Consider the following 25,275-nt stretch of genomic DNA (forward strand, 5'->3'; position numbering starts at 1 on the left):
CCCCGGGTCTCCCCCGGATCTTCTTCCGGTCCTCCGAGGGTCCTCCCCGGGCCCAGCGGAGTGATCTGCCTCACACGCTGTCACAGGGATCGGCGAGGCGGTGTCTTGAGGCCGAACCACCGAACATGGAGGAGACGACATGGCCGAGAACACCGATGTTGTCGTGATCGGCGGCGGATACGCCGGCGTCATGGCAGCCAACCGCCTGACGCAGCGCGACGACGTGACCGTGACGCTGATCAACCCCCGCCGCACCTTCGTCGAGCGGATCAGGCTGCACCAACTGGTGGGCGGGTCGGACGACGCGGTCGTCGACTACGCGAAGATCCTGGCCGACCGCGTCCGGCTGACGGTCGACACCGTGACCCGGATCGACGCGGCCGGGCGCCAGGTGGAGCTGGCCTCGGGCGGCACGGTCGACTACGACTACCTGATCTACGCGGTGGGCAGCGGCAGCGCCGACCCGCGGGTGCCCGGCGCGGCGGAGCACGCCCACCCGCTCGCCTGCCTGGAGGAGGCCGAGCGGCTGCGGCCGGTCATCGCCGCCGCGCCCGCCTCGGCCGCGGTGTCGGTCGTCGGCGCCGGCCCGGCCGGCATCGAGACCGCCGCCGAACTGGCGGAGGAGGGCCGCACCGTGACCCTGCTCTGCGGCGGCGTGCTCGGCCCCTATCTGCACCCTCGGGGTCGTCGCGCGGTCGCCGGGCGACTGGCCGAGCTCGGCGTGACCGTGCTCGACGGCCCCGACAGCCGGGTGACGGAGGTGACCCGCGAGACCGTGCGGCTCGCCGACGGCCGCGAGCTGCCGAGCGAGGTGACCGTCTGGACCGCCGGGTTCGGCGTGCCGGACCTGGCCGCGCGCAGCGGACTGAGCACCGACGCCCTGGGCCGTCTGCGCACCGACGAGACCCTGACCAGCGTGGACGACCCGCGCATCGTCGCGGCCGGGGACTCCGCGGCGCCGTCGGACCTGCCGTTCCGGCAGGGCTGCCAGTCCGCGGTCCAACTCGGCCCGCAGGCCGCCGAGACGGTGCTCAGCCGCCTCGCCGGCGAGCAGCCCGCGCCCATCGGCGTGGGGTTCGCGGGCCAGTGCCTGAGCCTCGGACGGCGCTCCGGCGTCTTCCAGTTCTCCCGCAGGAACGACACGGCGGTCAGCGTGTACCTCGGGGGCCGTCTGGGCGGGAGGGTCAAGGAGATCGTGTGCAGGAGCACCGTCTGGCAACTGGCGTACGAGGCGCGCAAGCCCGGCGTGCGCACCTGGTGGAGCAAGGACGGCAAGCGCGCGGAACTGCTCCGGGCGAAGCAGGACGAAGCCTCCGACACCGCCGGCCGGGCGGCCTAGCGACACGGGCGCGTCCGCACGGGGAAGAATGGAACTCGGTGTGCACGCACGCCTGAAGACCGTCGGCGGCCAGGGCCGGCCGCGAGGAAGAGGAAAGGGACGAGACATGGGCGACGACACCGCTGATCCGGCGACCGACACGTTCGTCGCCCATCGCAACCTCCTCTTCACGGTCGCGTACGAGATGCTCGGATCGGCGGCGGACGCCGAGGACGTCCTCCAGGAGACCTGGCTGCGCTGGATCGACGTCGACCTGGCGCAGGTGCGCGACCGGCGCGCCTACCTGGTCCGGATCACGACCCGCCAGGCGCTCAACCGGCTGCGCACCATGACGCGCCGCAAGGAGGCGTACATCGGCCCCTGGCTGCCCGAGCCACTGCTCACCGCCTCGGACGTGGCCCAGGACGCCGAGCTCGCCGAGAGTGTGTCGATGGCGCTGATGCTCGTCCTCGAAACCCTGTCGCCGACGGAGCGCGCCGTCTTCGTGCTGCGCGAGGCCTTCGACGTGGGTTACGAGGAGATCGCGGCCGCGGTCGACAAGAGCCCCGCGGCCGTTCGCCAGATCGCGCACCGCGCCCGTAAGCACGTCGACGCCCGCCGTCCGCGCGAGGTGGTCTCCCCGCGCGAGACCCGGGCGGTGCTGGAGTCGTTCCGGCGCGCGCTCGACACCGGGGACCTCCAGGGCCTGCTCGACGTGCTCGCGCCCGAGGTGGTCCTGCTGAGCGACGGCGGCGGCGTCAAACAGGCCGCGCGACGGCCCGTCGTCGGCGCCGACAAGGTGGCCCGCTTCGTCATCGGCGGCGCCGGCAGGATCGATGCCACCCTCACCGGCGAACTCGCCCTGGTCAACGGCCACCCGGCACTCCTCGTCCGGCTCGACGGCGAGAACGACGGCGTCATGGCGGTCCGCGTCGAGGACGCCCGCATCACCGGCATCTACTACGTCCGCAACCCCGAGAAGCTGACCCGGGTCGCCTCCGAGACCCCCCTCACGCTGCACTGAACACCACGGGGGCGGATTCCGTCGGCTCCGGGCCGTTATTCATGGCGTATTCACAGCAAGGGCCGTCGTGCTCCCCGGCATGCCGTGGCCCGGTCGGGCCAAGGCGTTGACCAGGCCACATGCGGAAGCCCGTCGGGTTTTTCCGGCGTCACGACGAAGGCGCCGCCGCGGACAGAAAGCGATCTCCACCACTTTCCGGAACCGTTTCTGTTCGTAGCGTTGACACCCCGCACACCCCCTTTTATTGTCACGCCACCATTCCGACCACGTGACGATATTTCGAACGCCTGAAAGGCAAGTGCCCTGCGCGCCACCGAAATCAGCACATACGTGGCAGGCGCGCCCCGGCGCCGCCCGGCGTATGTACAGGTGCGCCCCGGGGACACGATCGCGGGAGTCGGCGAGGCCTGCTTACAGGGCCGCAGCGCCGCACTGATCGACGATCCACCGGACACCGAGGCGCCCGAGCGCCGGCCCGAGCGACGCGCCGGGCGATCCGATCGTCGGTCGGTTCAGCGTGACCCTCCGCCTGTTCACCGTCCATGAACAGGTGCGCCTGGCCCCTGACGGCCTCGCGGCCGCACGCCGATCCAGAAGATCGCCACGCGGATCCGCGCCGCGGGGCCCACCGCTCCACCGCACGCCCGGTCGGTACGGAGCCCCCCGAACCCACCCGCACGGCACCCCCCTGAGGGGTCGACACCCGACCCCGCACCGAGCCCGCGCGGAAGCGGACACGGCGTGTCCCACCCCGGATCGCCCACCCCCCGGGCTGGCCGGCCGCCCGGCCCGCTCCACCGGTTCCCCACAGCCTTCTGGCACCCCCCACGCACCCCCCATCCTCTCAACGACGAGAAGAACGAGGAACGATCACCATGCGCAACCGAAGAGCCGCCCTCGCCGCCACCGCCGGAGCCGTCTCTCTCGCCCTCACGCTGTCCGCCTGCGGCAGCAGCATCGGGGGCAGCTCCGAGGGCGACTCCGAGGGCGGCACCATCGGCATCGCCATGCCGACCCAGGCCTCCGAGCGCTGGCTCACCGACGGCAAGAGCGTCGTCGACGACCTGAAGGCCGACGGCTACCAGACCAAGCTGGTGTACGGCGAGGACGACCCGAAGACGCAGGTCGCACAGATCGAAGGCCTGATCAAGCAGGGCGTCGACGCGCTGATCATCGCGGCCATCGACAACAAGTCGCTGAACGGCGTGCTCCAGAAGGCCGCCGACGCGGACATCCCGGTGATCTCCTACGACCGGCTCATCCTCGGCACCGAGAACGTCGACTACTACGTGTCCTTCGACAACGAGCAGGTCGGCCGGTTCCAGGCCCGCTACATCATCGACAAACTCGGCCTGGAGGACGGCGCGGGCCCGTTCAACATCGAGCTGTTCGCCGGCTCCCCCGACGACAACAACACCAAGTTCTTCTTCGACGGCGCGATGCACCTCCTCCAGCCGTACCTGGACACCAAGCAGTTGGTGGTCCGGTCCGGCCAGACCGCGCTCAAGGAGGTCACCACCCTGCGCTGGGACGGGCCCACCGCGCAGAAGCGCCTGGACGGCATCCTCGCCGACGCGTACGGGAGCAAGAAGGTCGACGCCGTCCTGTCGCCGTACGACGGCATCTCCATCGGCGTCCTGAACGCGCTCAAGGCGGACGGCTACGGCTCCGGCAGCAAACCCCTGCCGATCGTCACCGGGCAGGACGCCGAACTCGCCTCGGTGAAGTCGATCATCGCGGGTGAGCAGTCGCAGACCGTCTACAAGGACCTCCGTCAACTCGCCGGTGTCGCCGCCGAGATGGCCGACGACATACTCAACGACAAGACGCCGAAGGTGAACAACAGAAGGGCCTACGACAACGGAGTCAAGGCCGTGCCCGCCTACCTGCTGCAGCCGACGACCGTCGACAAGAGCAACTACGAGTACGTCCTGGTCGCGGGCGGCTACTACACCGACGCCGAACTCAAGTAGCCACGGCCCGGATCCCTCGCTGCCGGGCCACGACCGACGACGACCACGCCGACCGCAGTTCGCCGCGGCCGGCGTGGTCGTCGTCGGCCATGGTGGTCATCGGGGTGCGTCCGCCCGGCTAGATCCACGTGTCCAGCCACATCCGTGACCGCCAGTCGCCGACCGGGATCGCCTGGCCCGTGTACACGGGCCAGAAATAGATGAAGTTCCAGGCGATGAGCAGCACGAGCCCGCCCGCGACGACCGCGCCCGGCATCCGGCGTCTGGCGTCCGCGCCCGGCGGGCCCAGGAGCGCGCCCAGCGTCATCGCCACGGCCAGACACAGGTACGGCACGAAGGCGACCGCGTAGAAGGAGAAGACCGTACGGTCCTGGTACAGGAACCAGGGCAGATAGCCGGCCGCCACCGCGCACAGCACGGCTCCCGCGCGCCAGTCGCGGCGCAGCGCCCACCGGTAGAGCAGATACACGAGCGCGCAGCACGCCGACCACCACAGCAGCGGCGTGCCGAGCGCGAGGACCGCCTGCGCGCAGTCGGCCGTGGCGTGACACCCGTCCCGCCCCGCCTTCGGCGACCGGTAGTCGAACAGCACCGGGCGGCCCAGGACCAGCCAGCTCCAGGGGTTCGACTCGTACCGGTGCCAGGTGTGCAGCCCCACATTGAACTGATAGACGCCGTACTCGTAGTGCCACAGGCTGCGGAGCGGGGCCGGTATCCACGACCAGGTGCCGCCCCGGCCGTCCGCCCAGTGCCGCCCGTAACCGCCGTCGGACCGGAACCAGCCGGCCCACGTCACCAGGTAGGTCACGACGGCGACCGGCACGACGGACAGCAGGGACCAGCCGAGATCCTTGCGCAGCACCGCCCGGTACGGACGCCCCGCCCCGGCCACGCGGCGCGAGCCGACGTCCCACAGCAGGGTGAGGACCACGAAGAAGGCGAGGAAGTACAGGCCGTTCCACTTGGTCGAGGCCGCCAGCCCCAGGAGGACGCCGGCCGCGAGCCGCCACGGGCGCGGTCCCGTCCCGGCACGGTCGCCGGTGACCCGGTCGGGGCGCGCGTGGCCGTCCCCGTCCACCGGGAGGGCCGCCGCGAGCCGGGCCCGCGCGTGGTCCCGGTCCAGCAGCAGACAGCCGAACGCCGCCAGCACGAAGAACATGACGACGAGGTCCAGCAGCGCGGACCGGCTCATCACCACATGCAGACCGTCGAGCGCCATCAGCGTGCCGGCCAGACAGCCCAGCGCCGTCGACCGGAACAGCCGGCGCCCGATCCGGCACAGCATCAGCACCGACAGCGTGCCCAGGACCGCGGTCATGAAGCGCCAGCCGAACGGGGTGAGGCCGAACATCCACTCACCGAGGGCGATCACCCACTTGCCCGTCGGCGGATGCGCGACGAACGCCCCGGTGTCGGAGAGCGGGATCACCGAAGGGTCGGCGAGGATCTGCGGGTCGGTGACCTTGCGGTCCGGCCAGGTGCCCTCGTAGCCGAGCCGCAGCAGTGCCCAGGCGTCCTTGGCGTAGTAGGTCTCGTCGAAGACGAGGCCCCGCGGCTGCCCGAGACGCCGGAACCGGATCACTCCGGCCAGCAAGGCGACGAGCACCGGCCCCAGCCAGTCCATCACCTTCGCGGCGCGGTACGCCCCGGACGGGCCGAGGCGTATGAGCTCCCCCCAGCGGGTCGACGGCCCCGGAAAGGGCGGAACCAGACGTTCCCGGACGCCGGTCAGGGGGCGCCCGGCGTATCCGAACCGACGCAGCCGGCCCTGCCAGTCGTCGGACACCTTCGTCGGCCGGCCGCCGTCGAGGACGGGGGAGCTCCGCACACTGCTACTCGTCACCGGACGACCCTAGACGCCGACCTGCGCGAACGACCGCGCGATCCCGCATTCCCCCGTCCGGTCCGGCGCCGGCCGTAAAACCTGGACGGCATGTCGACGGCATGTCATGAGAACGGCCCGCCCAGACCTCTCTTCTGTGAACGGCCGCCGCTCCCCCTGAGCGCCAAAGGCCGACACAACGAGGGAGGTTGGACGGTGGAGCTCGCCGCCGCACTCTTGTCCGTGGTCGCCCCGCTGGCCCCTGCTCTGGCCCCTGCGATCAAGAACTGGCTCGACAGCGTGGCACAACGCAACCGGTCCTCGGCCGGACGCGACAGGCACCCGAGGAGAGAGGAAGACAATGGCTGAGCGGGAGGCGGTGACCGCCGAGGCGCTGGGCGACCTGTACACGACGTCCCGGGCCGGCCTGACGGCGACCGCTCGGCAGGCGCTCCTCGCCCGCGGCGTGCCGGACTCGGTCGTCTCGGCCGAGGACATCGTGCAGAACGCCTTCACCAAGGCCCTGCGCGACCCGGCGTCCATCCAGCACCCGATCAGCTACCTGCGTGCGGTGATCCGCACCGAGGTGGCCAACCGGGCCCGGCAACAGGCCGATCGGAGCCGCCTGGAGGCCCGTCGCGCGGCCGATCCGCTGCGTTTCGACCCGGTGCACGCGCCGGACTTCGCCGCACTGGTGGCCAACCGGTGCGCCGTCGAGCGGGCGCTGGCCGATCTGCCGCTCCAGCAGCGCACCGCGGTATGGGCGACGAAGGCGCTGGACTGCACCCAGGGCGAGGCCGCGGCCCTCATGGACAGGGCCCCGGGCACGGTCGCCACGCACGTCTCCCGCGGCATGGTTCTGCTCCGTGCGAGCCTGGTCGCCGCCGCGGTCGCCGCGGTTGCCGCCCTCGTGGGTGTCGCGGGTCGTCTCGCCGACGGCCCGCTGCAACACACCGAACCGGCCAGGAAACCCGGCGAGGGGGCGGACACATCGCCCTCTCGGTGGTGGCACGAGGGGCGAGCCGTACTGGCGGCGCTTTACGAGCGTCGGCCGGAGTTCGCCATCCTGTCGCTCCTGTCGCTCCTGTCGCTCCTGGCGCTCCTGGCCGGGTGCGGACTCCTCTGGTGGGCCCGGCGACGCCGCACGCACAGCGGCAGGTCCGGCACGTTTCCCGGCAGGTGGCTGAGCATCCGGAGGACGAGGCGGGCGTGGCTGAGCGCCACGAGCCGGCTCGGCACGCCCTTCGTCGCGCGCGCCATCACCAGCGACGTCATCGTCTTCACGGCCCAGGGCGCATCCGACCCCGACACCGTCTCGAAGGGCATGGAACAGGTCTCCCTCCACCTGGAGCGAAAGCTGGGCCGCGTCGTTCGCCTGGAGCTGTCCGACGAGCATCCCCGCCGACAACACCTCACCCCCAACACCCGCCTGCACGACCTGTTCCGCCTGGCCGGCTGGTCCAAGGGCGAGCTCGCCGGACTGGTGAACAGGCGGGCGGCCGCCATGGGACACCCGGAACCGGCGACCGACACCTCCCGGGTGCGGCGTTGGATCGAAGCGGGAGAGATCCCGCGCGACCCCGTCCCCCGGGTGCTGGCCGCCCTGTTCACCGAACGACTCGGCCGTGTCGTGACCGTCGAGGACCTCGGACTGAGCAGGCACGGACGCACGCGGAGGCGGCCCGGCGGCGGGAGCGCGGCACATCCCGACGACGTGCCGTGGGCGCCGGAGCGGACCGCCGCGGTCCTCACCGAGTTCACGGGAATGGACCTCATGCTCAACCGGCGAGGCTCGGTGGGCGCGGGCGCAGCGCTGACCGCACGCGCCGCCACCATGCACCACCGGCAGCCCACCGAGCGTGTGGGCAACCTGGACACGCGGACACCTCACGCGACCCGGGAAGCCCTGAAGATCCTGGAGGTCGTCACGCACGCACCGCACGGGGTGCTGTCACGGGCACAGATCGCCCGCTCCCTGACGACATTCGGCACGGCCGAGGCAGCGGCCCTGTCGATGCTGATCCGCCAGGGCTACCTCCAACGCCTCCCGGACAGCAGGTACACGACCGGGCGGAACCTGGACGTCCCCGCGACCGATCAGGCCACCGAAAGCCCCTTGCTCCTGCCGCGGCCGATCCTGCCCTAGGCGCGCCCACACCCAGGGACACCACACCTGTTCGCGGGACCGGAACCGTAACCGGAAACAGAACCGCGGCAGTGACCACCTGATGTGACGTCATGGACCGATGTCGACGGATACGCCGCCCCTTTCCCCTGTGCGCAGGCTGGGCCGGGAGCGGGATGAATTGCCCTGCCGCGAACGGCGGACTCCGTCGCGGCGGCGGCAGGTTCGACGGTGGCGAAGCGATTGACGGGGCAACCGGATAGGCACGGCTTCTCTGAAAGGAACCACCATGGCAACTCCCCTGACCGCAGCCAGGGTTCTCGCCGCCCTCAGAGCCGAGGGCGTCACCGTCGTCGAGGTCGGCGGCTGGCGCACCCACAACCGCGCGGGACACGGCGCGTGGGGCCCGGTCGCGGGGGTGGTCGTCCACCACACCGTGACCTCCGGGACGGCCGCCTCCGTGGCGATATGCCGCGACGGATACGCCGGTCTCCCCGGACCGCTGTGCCACGGCGTCATCGACAAACGGGGCGTCGTGCACCTCGTCGGCTGGGGCCGCGCCAACCACGCCGGCAGGGGCGACGGCGACGTCCTGAAGGCGGTCATCGCCGAGAAGGGGCTACCCGCGCCGAACGAGAACGACACCGACGGCAACGTCCACTTCTACGGCTTCGAGTGCGTCAACCTCGGCGACGGCAAGGACCCCTGGCCGGCGGTCCAGCTGGAAGCCATGGTCCGCGCCTCGGCCGCGCTGTGCCGGGCGCACGGCTGGTCGGCCGCCTCCGTGATCGGCCACAAGGAGTGGACGAACACGAAGACGGACCCGCGCGGCTTCACCATGGCCGACTTCCGCGCCAGGGTCGCGAACCGGCTGCGCAAGGCCCCCGACACCGACACACCGATCCCCACCCCGACCGACCCGAGCCAGGAGGACACCGTGCCCAACCCCTCGATGCTGAACGAATCGAACGTCACCGATGTGGAGCTGCCCTCCGGCGAGTGGGTCGGCCTGGCGTTCGCGGACCCGGTCGTCCACTCCGGGCCGCGCCTGCACAACACCCTGGTGCACGTCTCACTCGAGGAGAAGACCCCGGACGACGCGCTCGTCGAGGGCCGCTTCTACCTGACGGACACCTCGGGCAAGCACCCGTCCGCGTTCCAGACCGTCACCCGCTACGGCGGCGGTGGCCACCAGTTCGCCCTGTCCGGCACCGTCCCGGCCGGCAAGCACCTGCGGTTCCAGCTCCGCGTGCGGACCGCCGACGCCAGCCCCCTCACGCTCCTGCACCGCACCGCGACCGGCCCCTACTGGGCCGCCTGACCCACCCGCTCCACCCGGGCGACCGAGAGGACCACATGAGGATCACCGCCCCCAGCGGACCCGCCCTGCCGGCGCGGACCCCTGACGAAGAGCCCGCCGTCGTACAGGCCCCGGCAGGCCCGGAGGATCCCGGTGCTGCGGCACAGCCCGCCACACCCGGCCCAGCCGCCGCCACCGGACCACGGAAACCCCAGCCCCCGTCCGGCCCCACCGAAGCGGCCGAACGGGAGTTACGCATCCCCACCCACCCGGCGGCCGCCGGACGCTAGGACCCGGCCCAAGTGCCCCCGCCCCGACGCCTCATGACGTCGGGGCGGGGCGCGTCCGTCGCCGGCCATGGCGACGATCCCAGCTCGGGAAGCGAAACGCATCCAGGGCTTGCACGAGTCGTACGCCTCATTCGCCGCCGTCGGCTCTCGGAGCGCTGTTGCCGGAACCCGGCCGCCGCCCCAGCCGGTCCGCTGCTACGCGCCAGGAGGCCGGTACCGGACTTGCTCGGCTGTGCGCAGGGCCGTCAGCGTTTCGTCGACGGTCAGGAGAACCGTCGTCTCGAACGAGCTGAGCGCGCCGCCTGCGCTGATCGCCAGCGCGACCGCGGCCATGGACACGTTGTCCGGAGCCTCCCAGAGGTTGTAGCCGTCGTGCGTGCCGAACGCGTACCAGAAACCGTGGAGCTTCCCGCCGACGGACTCGATGTACGACTGAGCGGCCCGTGCGCGGTCCTCCGGGTGGTCGATCAGCCGCGCCCAGGTCTCCGGCGTGTAGCTGAACCTCGATAGATAGAGCGGCATGATGTCTCCCTTTCGTTTCCGTCAAGGGATGCCCCCACGAGGGGGGAAGCGCGCAGGCGGCGGCCCGTGTCCCCCGAACGGCCGGGCCGATGACCGTCCCGCGGCTATGGCACCGTCGAACGGGGCTGGGTCTTCGGGATGCGGGAGGTGAAGAACATCGCGAGGACGGCGGTGAGGGCGAGGATGGCGAGTGCGGCGCGCAGACCGTCGAGCCTGGCGGCGGCGTTCGCGTCGAGCACGCCCTCGGTCACCTCCGTGCTCGTGCCCGCTTCGTCGAGGGCGTCCTTGAGCTGGGCGTCCGACAGGAAGGGAACGCCGCTTTCGAGTTCGACGACCGCCTGGCTCCTGACCTCGGCCGGGACCGCCGGATTCTGCTCCACGCTGGTAAGGAACGAGGACGTGAGCGCGGCGATCATGATCGACCCGGCGAGTGCCGTGCCGATCGAGGCGCCGAGGTTGGTGGCGGCGTTCTGGACGCCGCCGACCTCCGCGCTCTGTGCTTCAGGCACCGCGGACACGGTGACCGACCCGAGCTGGGACGCCAGCGCGCCCATGCCGAGCCCGATCAGCAGAAGGGGAATGGTGACGATTTCCGCGCCGGCGTCCGCGTCGAGCGCGGCCATCAGGGCCACCGCGCCCGCGAGCATCGCGAGGATCCCCAGCCGTACCACCCGCCGGGGCGAGACGTCGGGGAAGAAACGGGGGATCAGGACCGCGGCCGCCAGCAGTGTCACGGAGAGCGGCAGGATGTGGGCGCCGGTCTTGAGCGCGGACAGGCCCAGGGCCACCGACAGGTAGAGCGGTACGACGAAGAAGACGCCCATCTGGACGAGGTACTGGAAGAAGAACATCGTGAGTCCGCCGGTGAGCTGCTTGTTGTGCAGCATGGCCGGGTCGATGAGTGGTTCCCTGTGCCGCTTCACCAGGCGAGCCTCCCAGCGGAGGAAGATCCAGATCAGCAGCAGACCTGCCAGCATCAGCCACACGACCAGCGAGACCCCGAGCCAGGAGGGCGCGTCGGGCTTCGGCTGGAACCAGCCCCATTCGTCCGAGCGGAGTACGCCGTAGACGAAGATCCCGAGCCCCGCGGCGGAGAGCGCCGCGCCCACGAGATCGATGCGCGGACGTTCGCTGCTCGGCGCGTCGGCGATGCGGCGGGCGAGCACCAGGATGCCGAGCACGAGCAGCACCTCGCCGGCGAAGACCCATCGCCAGGAGAAGTACGTCGTCGCGAGACCCCCGATGAGCGGTCCGACCGCGATCGCCACGGCCCCCGCGGCCGCGACGAGTCCGTAGGCGGCGGGACGGCGTTCGACGGCGAAGTTGCCGGCCACGAGCGCCACGATCGCGGGCAGGATGAGTGCCGCGCCGATCCCTTCGAGGAACGACCAGCCGAGCAGCAGCACGGGCAGGTTCGATGCGAGCGCCGTGGTGAGGGAGCCGCAGCCGTAGATGACGCAGCCGATCGTGAACGCGCGTTTGCGGCCGATCAGCGCGCCGACCTTGCCGCCGGGGATCATGAACATCGCCATCACGAGGGTGTAGGCAGTGATGGCGCCTTGGATCCCCGTCACCGTCGTGCCCACGTCTTCGGCCACTGTCGCGATCGAGACGTTCATGACCGAGCTGTCGAGCGCCATCAGGAACTGACCGGTCGCGAGTGTCAGCAGGACGATTCGCGCCGTTGCCGAACTCTCAGCAGTGCCTGCCCTGGGTGCCATGGGTGGAATCGTCCCAGTTGCCCCGGAGGGCGGCTCCTTGACCCGCCACGGAGATCGACTGATTGGCGGACGTGAGGCCGGTGCGGCGAGAGCGGGCGGGAGCGGTCCTGGGGCGAGGGCGGGAGCGGGCGGGAGCGGTCCTGGGGCGAGGGCGGGAGCGGGCGGGAGCGGTCCTGGGGCGAGGGCGGGAGCGGGAGCGGGCTGGGGCGGGGGATCGGGGCCGACTGCCGTTCCATGTCATCGGCGAGGCGGCTCGGCGCCACCACTCCAGGGCGGTGGACCCTCTCTCGCCCGTACGGCCCACCCGGGCGGGCCGTCCCGCCGCAAAACGGCGGAAATGGAGACAGGTCAATCCCCCAGGAGTCCTGGAGCACCCATGACCAGCTCGCACGAGCCGTCCAAGCCCGATGCCGCCCCAGAAGCGCGTGACGCGGCGGGGAGCGGGCCCCAGCACGGCTCGGCGGCCGGACGGATCACGCGGAACACCGCCTCGGCGGTGCTCATCGTGCTCACCTGCATCCTGGTGCCGATCGCGCTGCTCACGGTGTGGGTGCACGACATCGCGCTGGACACCGACCGGTACGTGGAAACGGTCTCGCCGCTGGCCTCGGATCCGGCGATCGAGGACGCGGCGGTCAAGCGCATCACCCATGCCGCCGATGTGCGGGTGGACGGCAGTCAGGCCGCCTCGGACATCGCCGCGTGGCTGCAGTCGCAAGGGCTGCCGCCGCGCGCCGCGCAGGCCGTGAAGGGACTGGGCCCACAGCTCGACTCCGCGGTCGACGCCACGGTCGAGAAGGTGGCAACCCGCTTCGTGCAGAGCGACCGCTTCGAGCGGATCTGGACGAACGCCAACCGGCGCGCCCACGCCGGGGTCGTGCACGCGCTCACCGGCGAGGGCCGTGGCGCCGTGAACGTGGACGGCGGGACGGTCACCCTCGACGTCGGCGAAGCCGTCGACCAGGTCAAACAGGCGCTCGTGGACGCCGGTCTGTCCCCGGCCTCCAAGATCCCCGAAGTGGACAAGCAGATGGTGCTCCTCCAGTCCGACCAACTGGAGAAGATCCGCAAGGGCGCCCATCTGCTGGACGTGATCGGGAACTGGCTTCCCGTGCTCGTCGTGGTGATCGGCGCGTGCGGCGTGCTGCTGGCGCACCGGCGCCGCCGGGCCCTGGCCCGTACGGCTCTCGGCGCGGCCTTCGCCTGCCTGGTCGTGGCCATCGTCCTGGTGGTCGTCCGCCGCTACTACCTGGACCACCTCCCGCCCCAGGTCCAGTCGGAGGCCGCCGCCGCAGCCGTCTTCGACACCCTGCTGCACTTCCTGAGGGTCAGCCTGCGCACAGCGATCGTGCTCGGTCTGGTCATCGCGCTCGGCGCCTACCTGATCGGCCCCGGACGGCTCCCGCGCGCCATCCGGGGCACATCCGAGCGCGCCGCCGACTCCGCGGCACAGTGGGCGTACGGCCACCAGGTCCGCACCGGCCGGGCGGGAACCTGGACCCAGGCCCACCGCCGGTGGATCGCCCTGGCCGCCCTGCTGATCGTGGCCCTGGCCTTCGCGCTCTGGAACCACCCCACGGCCCTCACCATCCTGCTGCTGGTCATCATCCTGCTGGCCGTGCTCGCACTGCTCGCCCTCCTCGCCGCCACCGGCCGCGCCACCACCGACGCCGAACGGCCGGCACCCTCGCGCCCGAAGGGCACCGCCGGGTGAACGGTTCGCCACCGGTATCACCCGCCGAGGAACGCACCGAGCCCGCAGGGCGCCCCGCGGCGCCCTGCAGCCCCTCACCGATGCAGACCTGCCTCAGACAACACCCGGCGATCCGGTCCGGAGAACCCGCGGTCCGGACAGCAGGCATCGCTCCGCCGGCACCGGGGTCCTGGGCCCGGTGCCGACGGAGCGGCTTCGCCTTCCCTAGCGGGGGAGCGACCCGTTGTGAACGTCGGACGCGGACTGCCACGCCCGCACGCCCGCTCGCGACGCCTCCTTGGCCTGCTGCCACTTCACGGCCGCCTGCTGGGCCGGGGGCACGTCCATGTCGCGGATCATGCGCCGACCTGCCGTGAACACGGCGAAGGCCCCGATGGCCATGCCGACGCATGCCACCGCGGCACCGGCCGCGGTGAGCACGGCACCGGTCGTGACGAGCCGGGTGTCGATCTCGATCGTCCGATGGGACTGGTGGTGCTGGTTCATGACTCCACCATCCGACGGGAGACACGACCTCGCATCCCGACGAAGAACCTGGGACGTCAGATGGAAGCCCTTCGTCCGGATTTCGGCGTAGTGGCCCCAACAACCGCCGGGTGTCTCGGGAGAGTCGAGTACCCCCCACCCTTCCTGATGCTCGCCACGGCACGGCCACGCTCCTCACGGCGTCCGGGGTCGCGCCCCGCGTCGTGATGGAGATCGTGGGCCACTCGCAGATCAGCATCACCATGGACGTCTGCACGCACGCAGCACAGGGACCGGCTGCTCAGGAAGCGTCCCGGTCGTCGGTAACTGCCGCCGTCTGAGGCCAGAAGGGGCCCACCTCCGAAATTTCGGAGGTGGGCCCCTTCTGAACTGGTGCCCCCGGCAGGATTCGAACCTGCGACACCCGCTTTAGGAGAGCGGTGCTCTATCCCCTGAGCTACGAAGGCGGGATGGTGGCCCTGTGGGTCACTGGCGTCAGCGTACCGGATTCGGGTTGGCGGGTGTGGGGGTCAGGTCAGGGGGACGTGGGTGAAGCGGGCGGCTGTGTGGAGGTCTGTCTCGATGTGGGAGGCGGTGGAGAGCAGGGCCGGGAGGATGTCGTGGACGCACTCCTCGGCCGTGCGGCGGGCGACGTGGGTCGCCGCGTTCAGGGCGGCGATCACCTGGCCGTTCCGGTCGTGGATCGGGACCGCGATCGCGCGTACGCCCTGTTCCGGTTCCTCGTCGACCAGGGCGTAGGAGCCGGAGGCCGCCGCCGCTGTGGGGCCGGTGAGCAGGAGGCGGCCCAGTGCTGTGGAGGAGGCCGGGAGACGTGTGCCCACGGCGATGTCCACGCTCATGACATGGTTCGCGGCCGCCCGGGCCGTGTACTGGATCTCGTCGCGCCGTTCGGTCAGGACCGCCAGGGAGGTCGTCTCCTGGATGGCGTCCGTCAGCGTCGTCAGGTGGGGACTCGCGATCCGGGGGAGGGACGTGCGGGAGAGGGGCGGGAAGCCGAGGGAGAGGACCTGGGGGGTGAGCGCGAACGCGCGGTGGGGGGTGGGGGCCACCAGGCCCAGGTGTTCGTAGGTGATCAGGGCGCGGCGCGCCGTCGCCCTCGCCAGGCCGGTCGCCTTCGCGACCTCCGTGAGGGTCAGCTCCGCCCGGCCCTCGTCGAACGCCGCCAGGACCGTCAGGCCCCGGGCGAGGGACTCGATGAACTCGCGGCCCAGTTCCTGCTTGGACGCGCCCGTCCAGGTCGCCAGTCCCGCGGGGGGCGGGCCCGGCTCGGGCTGTGGTGCCCGGCGCAGGTCCTCCTCCATCGCCGCCACGGCCAGACGAAGGCGGGGGAGGAGCGTCTCGCGCAGGTCCGCCGACGTGTGCCGGCTCGTATGGCTGACGACGTTCGCCACGCACGCGATCCGGGCGGTGCGCGGATCCCGTACGGGGACGGAGACGGCCACCAGGCCCGGTTCGATCAACTGGTCGTCCAGGGCGCAGTTCTCCGCGGCCGCGCGCGCGGTCCTTCGGGTGAAGTCCTCGTCGCTCCACGCGTTCTGCGGGGGCGGCGGCACGGTCGGGAAGTCGCGGTTCTGCGGGTCCCTCGTCCTGCGGGCGCGCCAGGCCTGCCACTCCTCGTCCGTCCACTCCGTCGCGAACAGCAGGCCCGGCGCGGTGCGTTCGGCGGGGAGCAGGTCGCCGATGCGGAAGCTGAGGGACATCGCGCGGCGGCGGGTCGCCTGGTGGATGAAGCGGATGCCGTCGCGGTCGGCGACCGCCAGGGACACGGACTCGTCCAGTTCGTCGGCGAGGCGGTCCGCGTGGGTGGACAGCAGCGCGGGCAGACGCAGCGCGGCCAGGTAGGCGTTGCCGAGCTCCATGACGTGGGGGGTCAGGACCGCGTCCCGGCCGTCGAGACGGACGTATCCCATGCGGGTGAGGGTCGCGGTGATGCGGTCGACCGTGGAGCGGGCGAGGCCGGTGGTCCGCTCCAGGGCGCTCAGGCTCATCGTGCCGCCCGCCTCGGTCAGCTGCCGCAACACGGCGACCCCGCGGATCAGCGGCGAGACCGCCTCCGCCGGCGCCTGCCCTGCCCCCGGGGTCGGGACCGGAGCCGGGACCGGGGCGGATGCGGTCGTCTTCGCGGACATGGCTGCTCGGCTCTCCGATACGGCGGCGGAACTGACTGACGGTGGGCGGGTGTGGGGGTGTGGGGGTGTGCGGTGCGTGCTGGGGGTGCGTGGTGTGCGGCGCGTGGTGTGTGGTCGCGGACTGGCGGTCGGTGCTCGGTGGCGGTGGCGGTGTGTGGTGGTGGTCCGTATCCGCCGGGTGCGTCCACGCGCGCGTGCGTGTACGCGTGTGCGTAGTGGTGTTGTGTGGCGGTGTTGTGTGGTTGTACGGCGTCGCGGCAGGCCTACGGTAGCCCCGGTCCTCCCGCGGACCGCACGCCCCCGTCCGCCTGACCGCCCCTCCGTCACCCATCTCCCCGCCCCTCCACCCCTCAGGTCGGCTACCCCCGGCTCACCCGTACGCGGTAGTCGCCCTTCAGGTCCGCCCCCACCACCGAGATGCGGATGCCCCTCTTGGGGTCCTTGAACGTCTCGCCCGGTGCGAAGGGGGCGTCGGAGAGTTCCGCGTGGACGTTGGGGCTGCGGGTGCAGCCGCCGCTGTCGGTGTGGGAGTCGTAGACCGTGACCGGGCCCATGCCGGTGTCCACGTCCGCGTCGACCTTGTAGATGAGGACGCCCGGGCGGCACACCGTCTCGTCGTTGCCGCCGCGGGCGCGCAGTTCGACGGCGTAACCGGTGCGGTTGCTGAGCGGGACGAAGACCAGCTTCGGGCCGGCCGTGCGGGACAGGGGGGTCAGGGGGTACTCCGTCATGCCCGGTGCGGCCGCGCAGGAGATCTGGGAGGCGTCCAGCCAGCCCAGTTTCCACTTGTGCCAGCCGAGCAGATCGTTGTTGGCGCCCCAGTCCTCGCTCATGATGTCCCAGTGGCCGACGGCGCCCCCGCCCTCCTGGGTGTAGAGGTCGGGCAGGCCGAAGACATGGCCGTTCTCGTGGGGGAGGACGCGGTAGCCGGTGCGGTCGTAGGAGCCTGAGCCGTCGTCCTGGCGGGAGTAGACGAAGGACGCGTTCGCCACGGTGACTCCGTCGGCGACCGGTGCCTCGGCGTTGCCGGCGAACGTCACCGAAAGGACCGTGTCGAGGGCGGAGGGGCCCGCGTTCGGGGTGACCAGCACGTTCAGGAGGTCGTACGAGCGGAAGTCCACCGTCGGGTCGGCGGAGGCCACGATGTCCTGGACGAGTTCGCGATAGCCGGGGTCGAAGGGCGCGCCACGCTCTATGCCGTACTCGCGGAACGGCTTGGGCATGCGCAGCCAGCGCCGGATCGGCGTCTCGGCGCGGTAGTCGAGGCGGCCGTAGGACGCCGTGCGGAACCATTCCTCGGTCTGCGGGAAGAACTCGCGATAGCGGTTCAGCGCGCTGCCCCGGCCCGGCGCGTCGGAGAAGTCGATCATCAGGGTGAGGGCGCGGACGGTGCCGGTGGAGCGGGAGTAGCCGCCCGGCGTGGGCAGACCCTCGGACATCTGGACGGTGGCGCGGCCGTTGATCATGCAGGGGGCGAGGGCGGAGGAACGGGCCAGGGAGACGGGGCCCGCGCCGGCCGTCGTCGCACCGGGGGCCGGTGCGAGGTGTCCGGATCCGGCCGACGTGCTGACCGCGAGCGTCAGCACGGAGACGGAGGCGAGGGCGGCGACACGGCGCGGGCGTATCCGGCGGCGGAGTGGCTCGCCTGCGCGGGCCGGGGCGGTGCGCAGGGGCTGCGGCTGCATGCAGGGGGCCTTTCGCTCCAGGCAGCCGCCGATCACCGACTGCACCCTTTCGATCACCCTCCGACGGGGTGCACGCGGGCGCGCGCTGGAGGAGACCGATCGTGGATTACCGACCGGTACGGCTCCGGCGGCCTCGTCCGGGCGCACACATCCCTTGGTCGCACCCTTGGTCGCACCCCTGGTCGCCCCCTGGAAGAACCCCGGAAGCGCCCCTGGTCGCAGCCCTTCTCGGCCGCTCCTGCTTCGGCTGCGCCGCCCGCCCCCGGCCGCCCCGTTCGAGGCGTGATCCAGGTCACATCAAGAAACTTCTGGGTTTGGGAAATAACCGGGGACGCCATCCCCGTTTAGCCATGTGTCCGAGCGAAACGGGGAGTCGATCCCCGGATCGTCACGATCTCGAAACGTCCGGTACGTCAGAGCTCGAAACGCCAGAAACATCCGAAACGTCAGAAGGAGTGTGCCGTGCAGACCGCGACCGCTACCCCCACCGTGCGTAAGGTGACCCGGCCCCGTGCCGACGCTCTGCGCAACCGGGAGCGGATCGTCACCGCCGCCCGCGAGATGTTCGTCGAGTTCGGTGCCGATGTGCCGCTCGACGAGATCGCCCGCCGGGCCGGCGTCGGCAATGCCACGGTGTACCGCAACTTTCCCGACCGTGACGCCCTGGTGCGCGAGGTCGTCTGCTCGGTGCTGGACCGCATGGTCCAGGCCGGACAGGTCGCCCTCGCCGAGAGCGACGCGTTCGGGGCGCTGGAACGGTTCGTGCACGCCTCCGCCGAGGAGCGGCTCAGTGCGCTGTGCCCGATGATCTCCAGCACCTTCGACGAGCACCACCCCGACCTCGAAGCCGCGCGCGAACGGGTCGAGCGGATCATCGGGGAAGTCATGGACCGTGCGAAGGCGGCCGGGCAGCTCAGGCCCGACGTCGGCGTGGGGGACGTGATGATCGCGGTGGCCCAGCTCAGCCGGCCCCCGGCCGGTACCGGCTGCCTGAACGCCGACCGCTTCGTCCACCGCCACCTTCAGGTGTTCCTGGACGGACTGCGGGCCCCGGCCCCGTCGGTCCTGCCGGGTTCGGCCGTGACCCTGGAGGATCTGCGCCAGGCCTGAACGAGCGGTTCGCGGAACCGCAGCAGCAGTCGTCATCACCCTCGCCGGTGGTCGCCGGTGTCCGGTGATCCCGGTGGCCTCGGTCGCCCTCACTTGCCGACGGTGACCTCCGCTGACCGTCGCTGAACCTCACGAGTCATCACGCCCATCACGCCACCGAGCAACGGCCCGTCAGTGCCGACGAGTCGCCCTTTACCTCACTTCTTTTCCGTCACGAAGTCCCGAAGCGGGTATTCCCATGTCTGAAACAGCCCTGAAGGCCCCCGGTAAGACGGGTGGCCCGGACGCCAACCGCTGGAAAGCGCTGGCGTTCATCGCCCTCGCCCAGCTGATGGTCGTCCTCGACGCCACCATCGTGAACATCGCGATGCCCTCCGCCCAGCAGGACCTGGGCATCTCCGACGGCAACCGGCAGTGGATCGTCACCGCCTATGCCCTCGCCTTCGGCGGCCTGCTGCTCTTCGGCGGCCGCATAGCCGACCTGTGGGGCCGCAAGCGCGCCTTCGTCGTCGGTCTGGGCGGCTTCGCCGCGGCCTCCGCGCTCGGTGGCGCCGCCGCCAACGAGGCGATGATGTTCGGTGCCCGCGCCCTGCAAGGCGCGTTCGGCGCCCTGCTCGCGCCCGCCGCGCTCTCCCTGCTCGCCGTGATGTTCACGGACGCCAAGGAGCGCGCCAAGGCCTTCGGCATCTACGGCGCGATCGCCGGTGGTGGTGGCGCCGTCGGCCTCATCCTCGGTGGTTTCCTCACCGAGTACCTGGACTGGCGCTGGACGTTCTTCGTGAACATCCCGTTCGCGATCGTCGCCGCGGCCGGCGCGTACTTCGTCATCCGTGAGCCCGAGGGCGGCCGCAACCGCTCCGCGCTCGACATCCCGGGCGTCATCCTGTCCACCCTCGGCCTGGTCTCCCTGGTCTACGGCTTCACCCGCGCCGAGTCCGAGGGCTGGAGCGACTCCGTGACGATCGGCATGTTCGTCGCGTCCGCCGTGCTGCTGGCCGCCTTCGTGATCGTCGAGTCGAAGGTCAAGGCCCCGCTGCTGCCGCTGCGCGTGATCACCGAGCGCAACCGCGGCGGGATCTACCTCTCCCTCGGCCTCGCGATCATCTCGATGTTCGGTCTGTTCCTCTTCCTGACCTACTACCTGCAGATCGTGAAGGGCTACACGCCGGTCAAGACCGGTTTCGCCTTCCTTCCGATGATCGCGGGCATGATCACCGGCTCCACCCAGATCGGCACCCGTCTGATGACCCGGGTCGCCCCGCGTCTGCTGATGGGTCCCGGCTTCCTGGTCGCCGCCCTCGGCATGCTGCTGCTGACCCAGATGGAGGTCGACACCTCGTACACGGCCGTGCTGATGCCGGCGATGCTGCTGCTCGGCCTCGGTATGGGTACGGCGTTCATGCCGGCCATGTCCCTGGCCACGTACGGCATCGAGCCGCGGGACGCCGGTGTGGCCTCCGCGATGGTCAACACCTCGCAGCAGGTGGGCGGCGCGATCGGCACCGCCCTGCTGAACACCATCGCCGCGTCCGCGACGACCTCGTACATCAAGGACCACGTCGCCGGCGCCACCTCCAAGCCCCAGCAGCAGCTGGTGCAGCTGGAGGGCATGGTGCACGGCTACACCAGCGCCATCTGGTTCGCCGTCGGCATCCTGGTCGCCGCCGCGACCATCGCCTTCACCCTCGTCAACGCCGGCAAGCCGGACATGGGCGCGGTCGCGGGCTCGGGTGCGGAGGACGGCGAGGACGCGGCGGTGCCGGTGATGGTCCACTGACCCGGCTGGGCGACTAGCGGAGCCAGGGCAGGTCCGCACCCGCTTCATCGGGCTGAAGTCCCTCGGCGACGATCTGCATGATCTCGCCGAGGGACTTCTGCTGTTCCGGGGTGAGCCGGTCGAACACGGCGTGGCGTACGACGGCGACATGGCCCGGCGCGGCGCGCTTCAGCACCTCCAGGCCCTGGTCGGTCAGTACGGCGAACTGGCCGCGCTTGTCGGAGTCGCACTCCTCGCGGCGCACCCAGCCGTTCTTCTCCAGCCGGGCGATGGCGTGGGAGAGACGGGAGCGGGTGATCTTCGCGTACTTGGCGAGCTCGGTCATCCGCAGGCGCCGGTGGGCGGACTCGGCGAGCTTGACGAGGAGGCCGTAGTAGATGTGCGGCATACCCGCTTCACGCTGGAGCTGGCGGTCCATGTGATCTTCGAGGAGGGTCGTGGCGTGCACGTAGGAGCGCCAGATGCGCTGCTCCTCGGCGGTGAGCCACTGGGGCTCGTCAGCGGATGCGGGTGCCTTCGTCATGTACTCCACTGTAAACGTCTGCTCCTTGAAATTTAAACCAATCGGGAATATGCTGAGCGACGTTGACGTTTTAGATTTCAAGCAACCGTCGCGAAGCACTCGGCACCGGGCACTCGGAGCCACGGGGGGTTCGGAACGGAAGCGTTCGGATCCGAAGTCAGGGGCCGAGGTCCCGGAAGGAGCAGTCGCCATGTCCGCCGCACCTCAGGAGCGTGCCCTCCCCCGGGAGCGCATGCCCGCGCTCTACCTCAGCCATGGCGCCCCGCCCCTCGCGGACGACCCGATCTGGCCCGGCGAACTCGCCGCCTGGTCCGCCGACCTGCCCCGCCCCAAGGCGATCCTGATGGTCTCCGCCCACTGGGAGGAGGCCCCCCTCGCCCTCGGCGCCGTCGACCCGGTCCCCCTGGTCTACGACTTCTGGGGCTTCCCCGAGCACTACTACCAGGTGAAGTACGGCGCCCCCGGCGCACCCGAGCTCGCCGAGAGCGTCCGGAAGCTGCTGCGCGCCCCCGGTATCCCCGTGCAGGACATCCCCGACCGCGGCCTCGACCACGGCGCCTACGTGCCGCTCGTCGAGATGTTCCCGGCCGCCGACATCCCGGTCCTCCAGATCTCCATGCCGACCCTCGACCCCGTGAAGCTGATGGAGATCGGCCGAAAGCTCGCGCCGCTGCGCGACGAGGGCGTCCTGATCGTCGGCTCCGGCTTCTTCACCCACAACCTGGCCGCGCTGCGGCACACCGGCGGGGGAGTGCCTACCTGGTCCTCGGAGTTCGACGACTGGGGCCGGAACGCGCTGGAGACCCGCGACTGGGACGGCCTGCTGGACTTCCTCCACAAGGCCCCGGCCGGCCGGTACGCCCACCCGCGCACCGAACACTTCGCCCCGCTCTTCGTGACCATGGGCGCGGCGGAGATGTCCGGCGAGCTGGACGCGCAGAAGTCCGTGATCGACGGGTTCTGGATGGGGATGGCGAAGCGCTCCGTGCAGTTCGGCTGACGCCCCTGCGGGGGTCCCAGGGTTCCGTCTGTTGTCGGGACTCCGTCGGTGGTCGGGACTTCGTCTGTTGTCGGGACTCCGTCCGGGGGCAGGGTTCCCGCTGCGGTCGGGGCTCCGTCCGGGGCCAGGATGCTCTCCGGGGCCGGGTTGGGCCGGGGCCGGGGCAGGGGCTGGGGCTCCGGCCGGTCAGAGCTCCTTCTCGTACCAGGCCACGTCCCAGTAGCGGTCGAACTTGCGGCCCACCTCGCGGTACGTGCCGACGTGCCGGAAACCGAAGCGTTCGTGCAGCCGCGCGGACGCTTCGTTCGGTTGCGCGATGCCCGCGTAGGCACGGTGCAGGTCCTCGCCGGCCAGTGCGTCGAAGAGCGACTTGTAGAGGAGCGTGCCGATGCCGCGCCGGCCGGCGTGCGGAGCGACGTAGACCGTCACCTCCACGGAGGTGGAGTAGGCCGCCTTCGGCCGGTAGGCGCTGGATGTGGCGTACCCCAGGATTTGCTGTGAGATCCCCTGGACGTCCTGTGAGTCCGCTTCCGTGGCAACCATCAGGCGGTGCGGCCCGTCTTCAGGGTGGGAGAGCAGCCAAGGACGTCGCTCTTCCGGAGTGAACGCCACGGTGTCGAATGTGATGGGCGTCTCACGTACATAGTGGTTGTAGAGGCTCGTGAGGGCTTCGAGGTCACCCTCGACTCCCGGCCTGACCTGCACCTCTGTACGTTCCGACAACATCGCGCCTCCTCGCGTGGTCGGACAGGGTACTGCAAGATCATAAAAATCGGGGTGCGGGTTGGGAATTCTGTCCTGATTCCAGTCGTTGTTTCCATCAGATGCAGGGCACCCGAGGAGAGTCCGAGTCCGAGAGTGCCTGGTGTCTGAAGGGCCACCCGCTGAACCTCCATCGCAAGGGAGCACGCATGGCAACCCGTGCCGTCGCCCGTCGCAAGTCCGCCAACGGCGAGACGACCGACGCGGCCCGCAGTGTTCGCGCCCATGGCGGCGAGATCGCCGACCGCGACCTGGTCGGCATGTACCTCGACGAAATCGCGCGCACACCTCTGCTCGACGCCGCCAAGGAAGTCGAGTTGTCACAGATCATCGAGGCGGGTGTCTTCGCGCAGCAGGTCCTCGACGGCGACGAGGAGTCGCGGTCCGTCGCCACGCGCGAAGAACTTGAAGCCCTGGTCGCCGAGAGCGAGCGGGCCAAGGATGTCTTCATCCGCTCCAACCTCCGGCTGGTCGTCGCGGTGGCCCGCCGCTACCCCCGCAGCGGTCTCCCGCTCCTCGACCTCATCCAGGAGGGCAACGCCGGTCTGGTCCGCGCGGTCGAGAAGTTCGACTACCGCAAGGGCTTCAAGTTCTCGACGTACGCGACCTGGTGGATCCGTCAGGCCATCACGCGCTCGATAGCGGACCAGTCGCGCACGATCCGCCTGCCCGTCCACCTGGTGGAGGAGCTCGGCCGGATCCGTCGTGTCCAGCGCGAGTTCAACCGCGAGAACGGCCGTGACCCCGAGCCCGCCGAGATCGCGACCGAGCTCGGCTCGACGCCGGAGCGCGTCACGGACGTCCTGGACTGGGCCCGTGACCCGGTCTCGCTGAACATGGCGGTCGACGACCAGGGGGAGACCCAGTTCGGCGACCTGCTGGAGGACACGTCCGCGGTCTCGCCGGAGCAGTCCGTCATGACCCTGCTGCGCAGCGAGGAGCTGGACGGCCTCATCGACCGTCTCGAGCCGCGCACGGCTTCCATCATCAAGATGCGGTACGGCATCGACGACGGCCGCGAGCGCACCCTGACCGAGGTCGGCAAGGAACACGGTCTGACGCGGGAACGCATCCGCCAGATCGAGAAGCACGCCCTGCTGGAACTGAAGAAGCTGGCCCGCGACACGGGCTTCGAGGCAGCGGCGTAAGGCGCCTGAACCTCCGCCGGCCGAACGGGGCATGACGCTCCGTCGGGCGGCGCGGGCTCTTGGCCTGCCCTGCCGATCGTCGAGGGTCGATGGCCGGTCGCAGCTTGTCGGTGGTCGACTGGGGTTGGCGCCGGTGCAGCGGGCGGTGGGCATCGGGCCATCACCCCGTCGGGGGCCGGGAGGCGGCCGGCGAGAGGCACGGCGCGTGAGTCGTTCGGCTGACGTGCATCGAGTGCGTCGAATACATCGGGTACGTGCGGTGCCTGGCGGCTGAAGCCGGTGTTTTCGCCGCGTCGGTGCGCGGGCCGAGTCGGAGTCGCCACGAGGCTCGCGGCGTGGCTCGCGGCCGAATGGGCGCCTGCGTTACGGCCCGGAGTTGCGGCGAATGGGCTTGAGGCGCCTGGTGGTGCCGGGTTCCCGCCCGCGTGCGCCGGGTGGTGGAGAGCCGCGCAAACATGGCGGAGGAACGCCGCTTCAATGGCGAGAACCGCGGGAACAAGACTTCTGGGCACGGGAGTCCGAGTCGGCACAGGAGTTCGGGCCGACCCGACCTCGCAGCCCTTCCCGAGATCTCCGCCGCACATGAGCCAAGTCCCGACGCACATCCCCCCGGCGCCGGGACTTTCCCCGAGCCGGGCTTCGGTGCCTCTCCCCCCAGGCGCCGGGGCCCGGCTCCTCTTCGTACCCGGGCCGTCCGACTTCCTGTCCGGGCGGGGATTGCGGGCGCACACGCCCCGCCGGGCATATGACACGGGGAACGGGCACGCTGGGAGGGCGGGGCACCCCGTACCTGAACCACGGGGTGGCCCGCCCGAATGGCAGATTGTGCCACATGGGCATAGCCTG

18 protein-coding genes, 1 tRNA gene and 2 pseudogenes are annotated in these 25,275 nt (G+C 70.9%); 11 read left to right on the forward strand and 10 right to left on the reverse strand.

The annotated features are described in order from the left end of the window. Positions 1 to 139: 139 nt before the first annotated feature. The 3 genes from OG933_RS25065 to chvE all read left to right on the forward strand — a co-directional run bounded on the left by OG933_RS25065 (position 140) and on the right by chvE (position 4,315). Positions 140 to 1,339, forward strand: coding sequence for an NAD(P)/FAD-dependent oxidoreductase (locus tag OG933_RS25065; RefSeq protein ID WP_405629007.1), 1,200 nt, complete (start codon positions 140 to 142; stop codon positions 1,337 to 1,339). 106 nt (positions 1,340 to 1,445) lie between these two features. Further along, positions 1,446 to 2,342 (forward strand): RNA polymerase sigma-70 factor, encoded by an 897-nt coding sequence (locus tag OG933_RS25070; RefSeq protein WP_405629009.1) that lies wholly within the window; start codon positions 1,446 to 1,448, stop codon positions 2,340 to 2,342. 875 nt (positions 2,343 to 3,217) lie between these two features. Then, entirely contained in the window at positions 3,218 to 4,315 is a 1,098-nt protein-coding gene (gene chvE, locus OG933_RS25075) for a multiple monosaccharide ABC transporter substrate-binding protein (protein WP_405629010.1), read from the forward strand. A gap of 118 nt (positions 4,316 to 4,433) precedes the next feature. On the opposite strand, the gene OG933_RS25080 is transcribed toward chvE, so the two are convergent. Then, complete coding sequence (locus OG933_RS25080; RefSeq protein ID WP_405633501.1) at positions 4,434 to 6,143, reverse strand: dolichyl-phosphate-mannose--protein mannosyltransferase; 1,710 nt, start codon at positions 6,141 to 6,143, stop codon at positions 4,434 to 4,436. 355 nt (positions 6,144 to 6,498) lie between these two features. Between OG933_RS25080 and OG933_RS25085 the strand changes: the two genes are divergently transcribed. Together OG933_RS25085 and OG933_RS25090 are read left to right on the forward strand one after the other, a co-directional pair. Further along, entirely contained in the window at positions 6,499 to 8,283 is a 1,785-nt protein-coding gene (locus tag OG933_RS25085; RefSeq protein WP_405629012.1) for an RNA polymerase sigma factor, read from the forward strand. A 268-nt stretch (positions 8,284 to 8,551) separates the two neighbouring features. Further along, entirely contained in the window at positions 8,552 to 9,583 is a 1,032-nt protein-coding gene (locus OG933_RS25090) for an N-acetylmuramoyl-L-alanine amidase (RefSeq protein WP_405629013.1), read from the forward strand. A 464-nt stretch (positions 9,584 to 10,047) separates the two neighbouring features. Here OG933_RS25090 and OG933_RS25095 read toward each other — a convergent pair whose 3' ends face one another. Next, positions 10,048 to 10,374, reverse strand: a complete 327-nt coding sequence (locus OG933_RS25095; RefSeq protein WP_362522707.1) for a GYD domain-containing protein — start codon at positions 10,372 to 10,374, stop codon at positions 10,048 to 10,050. A 104-nt stretch (positions 10,375 to 10,478) separates the two neighbouring features. Next, complete coding sequence (locus tag OG933_RS25100; RefSeq protein ID WP_362522706.1) at positions 10,479 to 12,095, reverse strand: MFS transporter; 1,617 nt, start codon at positions 12,093 to 12,095, stop codon at positions 10,479 to 10,481. A 376-nt stretch (positions 12,096 to 12,471) separates the two neighbouring features. On the opposite strand from OG933_RS25100, the gene OG933_RS25105 reads away from it, so the two are divergent. After that, on the forward strand, positions 12,472 to 13,809 hold the full coding sequence (locus OG933_RS25105) for a hypothetical protein (protein WP_405629014.1): 1,338 nt from the start codon (positions 12,472 to 12,474) through the stop codon (positions 13,807 to 13,809). 204 nt (positions 13,810 to 14,013) lie between these two features. Here OG933_RS25105 and OG933_RS25110 read toward each other — a convergent pair whose 3' ends face one another. Both OG933_RS25110 and OG933_RS25115 read right to left on the reverse strand, forming a co-directional pair. Continuing rightward, positions 14,014 to 14,295 carry a hypothetical protein gene (locus OG933_RS25110; RefSeq protein ID WP_362522704.1) on the reverse strand — a complete coding sequence of 94 codons (282 nt, stop codon included), beginning with the start codon at positions 14,293 to 14,295 and terminating at the stop codon, positions 14,014 to 14,016. A 51-nt stretch (positions 14,296 to 14,346) separates the two neighbouring features. Further along, a pseudogene (locus OG933_RS25115) lies at positions 14,347 to 14,442 on the reverse strand (cold shock domain-containing protein); the annotation flags it as partial. Here OG933_RS25115 and OG933_RS25120 point away from each other — a divergent pair. Continuing rightward, a pseudogene (locus OG933_RS25120) lies at positions 14,436 to 14,601 on the forward strand (site-specific integrase); the annotation flags it as partial. The pseudogenes OG933_RS25115 and OG933_RS25120 overlap by 7 nt on opposite strands. 64 nt (positions 14,602 to 14,665) lie before the next feature. Here the strand turns inward: OG933_RS25120 and OG933_RS25125 are convergent. The 3 genes from OG933_RS25125 to OG933_RS25135 all read right to left on the reverse strand — a co-directional run bounded on the left by OG933_RS25125 (position 14,666) and on the right by OG933_RS25135 (position 18,109). Beyond that, positions 14,666 to 14,741, reverse strand: a tRNA-Arg gene (locus OG933_RS25125). Between the two features lie 63 nt (positions 14,742 to 14,804). Then, positions 14,805 to 16,424 (reverse strand): helix-turn-helix domain-containing protein, encoded by a 1,620-nt coding sequence (locus tag OG933_RS25130; protein ID WP_362522695.1) that lies wholly within the window; start codon positions 16,422 to 16,424, stop codon positions 14,805 to 14,807. Between the two features lie 359 nt (positions 16,425 to 16,783). Beyond that, on the reverse strand, positions 16,784 to 18,109 hold the full coding sequence (locus tag OG933_RS25135) for a M6 family metalloprotease domain-containing protein (protein WP_362522694.1): 1,326 nt from the start codon (positions 18,107 to 18,109) through the stop codon (positions 16,784 to 16,786). A gap of 462 nt (positions 18,110 to 18,571) precedes the next feature. Here OG933_RS25135 and OG933_RS25140 point away from each other — a divergent pair, with 462 nt between their 5' ends. Continuing rightward, entirely contained in the window at positions 18,572 to 19,219 is a 648-nt protein-coding gene (locus OG933_RS25140) for a TetR/AcrR family transcriptional regulator (protein ID WP_020131925.1), read from the forward strand. Between the two features lie 238 nt (positions 19,220 to 19,457). After that, positions 19,458 to 20,996: an MFS transporter gene (locus OG933_RS25145; RefSeq protein ID WP_362522693.1), complete on the forward strand. Its 1,539-nt coding sequence runs from the start codon at positions 19,458 to 19,460 to the stop codon at positions 20,994 to 20,996. Positions 20,997 to 21,009: 13 nt separating this feature from the next. On the opposite strand, the gene OG933_RS25150 is transcribed toward OG933_RS25145, so the two are convergent. Beyond that, entirely contained in the window at positions 21,010 to 21,519 is a 510-nt protein-coding gene (locus OG933_RS25150) for a MarR family winged helix-turn-helix transcriptional regulator (protein WP_405629017.1), read from the reverse strand. Positions 21,520 to 21,709: 190 nt separating this feature from the next. Between OG933_RS25150 and OG933_RS25155 the strand changes: the two genes are divergently transcribed. Next, entirely contained in the window at positions 21,710 to 22,519 is an 810-nt protein-coding gene (locus OG933_RS25155; protein ID WP_405629019.1) for a DODA-type extradiol aromatic ring-opening family dioxygenase, read from the forward strand. Between the two features lie 186 nt (positions 22,520 to 22,705). Here OG933_RS25155 and OG933_RS25160 read toward each other — a convergent pair whose 3' ends face one another. Then, positions 22,706 to 23,245, reverse strand: a complete 540-nt coding sequence (locus OG933_RS25160; RefSeq protein ID WP_405629021.1) for a GNAT family N-acetyltransferase — start codon at positions 23,243 to 23,245, stop codon at positions 22,706 to 22,708. 185 nt (positions 23,246 to 23,430) lie between these two features. Here OG933_RS25160 and OG933_RS25165 point away from each other — a divergent pair, with 185 nt between their 5' ends. Then, the gene (locus OG933_RS25165; RefSeq protein ID WP_020131920.1) at positions 23,431 to 24,429 is read left to right on the forward strand and encodes an RNA polymerase sigma factor RpoD/SigA; all 999 of its coding nucleotides are present in this window, start codon (positions 23,431 to 23,433) and stop codon (positions 24,427 to 24,429) included. Positions 24,430 to 25,275: the final 846 nt, after the last annotated feature.

Source organism: Streptomyces sp. NBC_00016 (assembly GCF_045040885.1).
Taxonomy (GTDB): domain Bacteria; phylum Actinomycetota; class Actinomycetes; order Streptomycetales; family Streptomycetaceae; genus Streptomyces; species Streptomyces coriariae.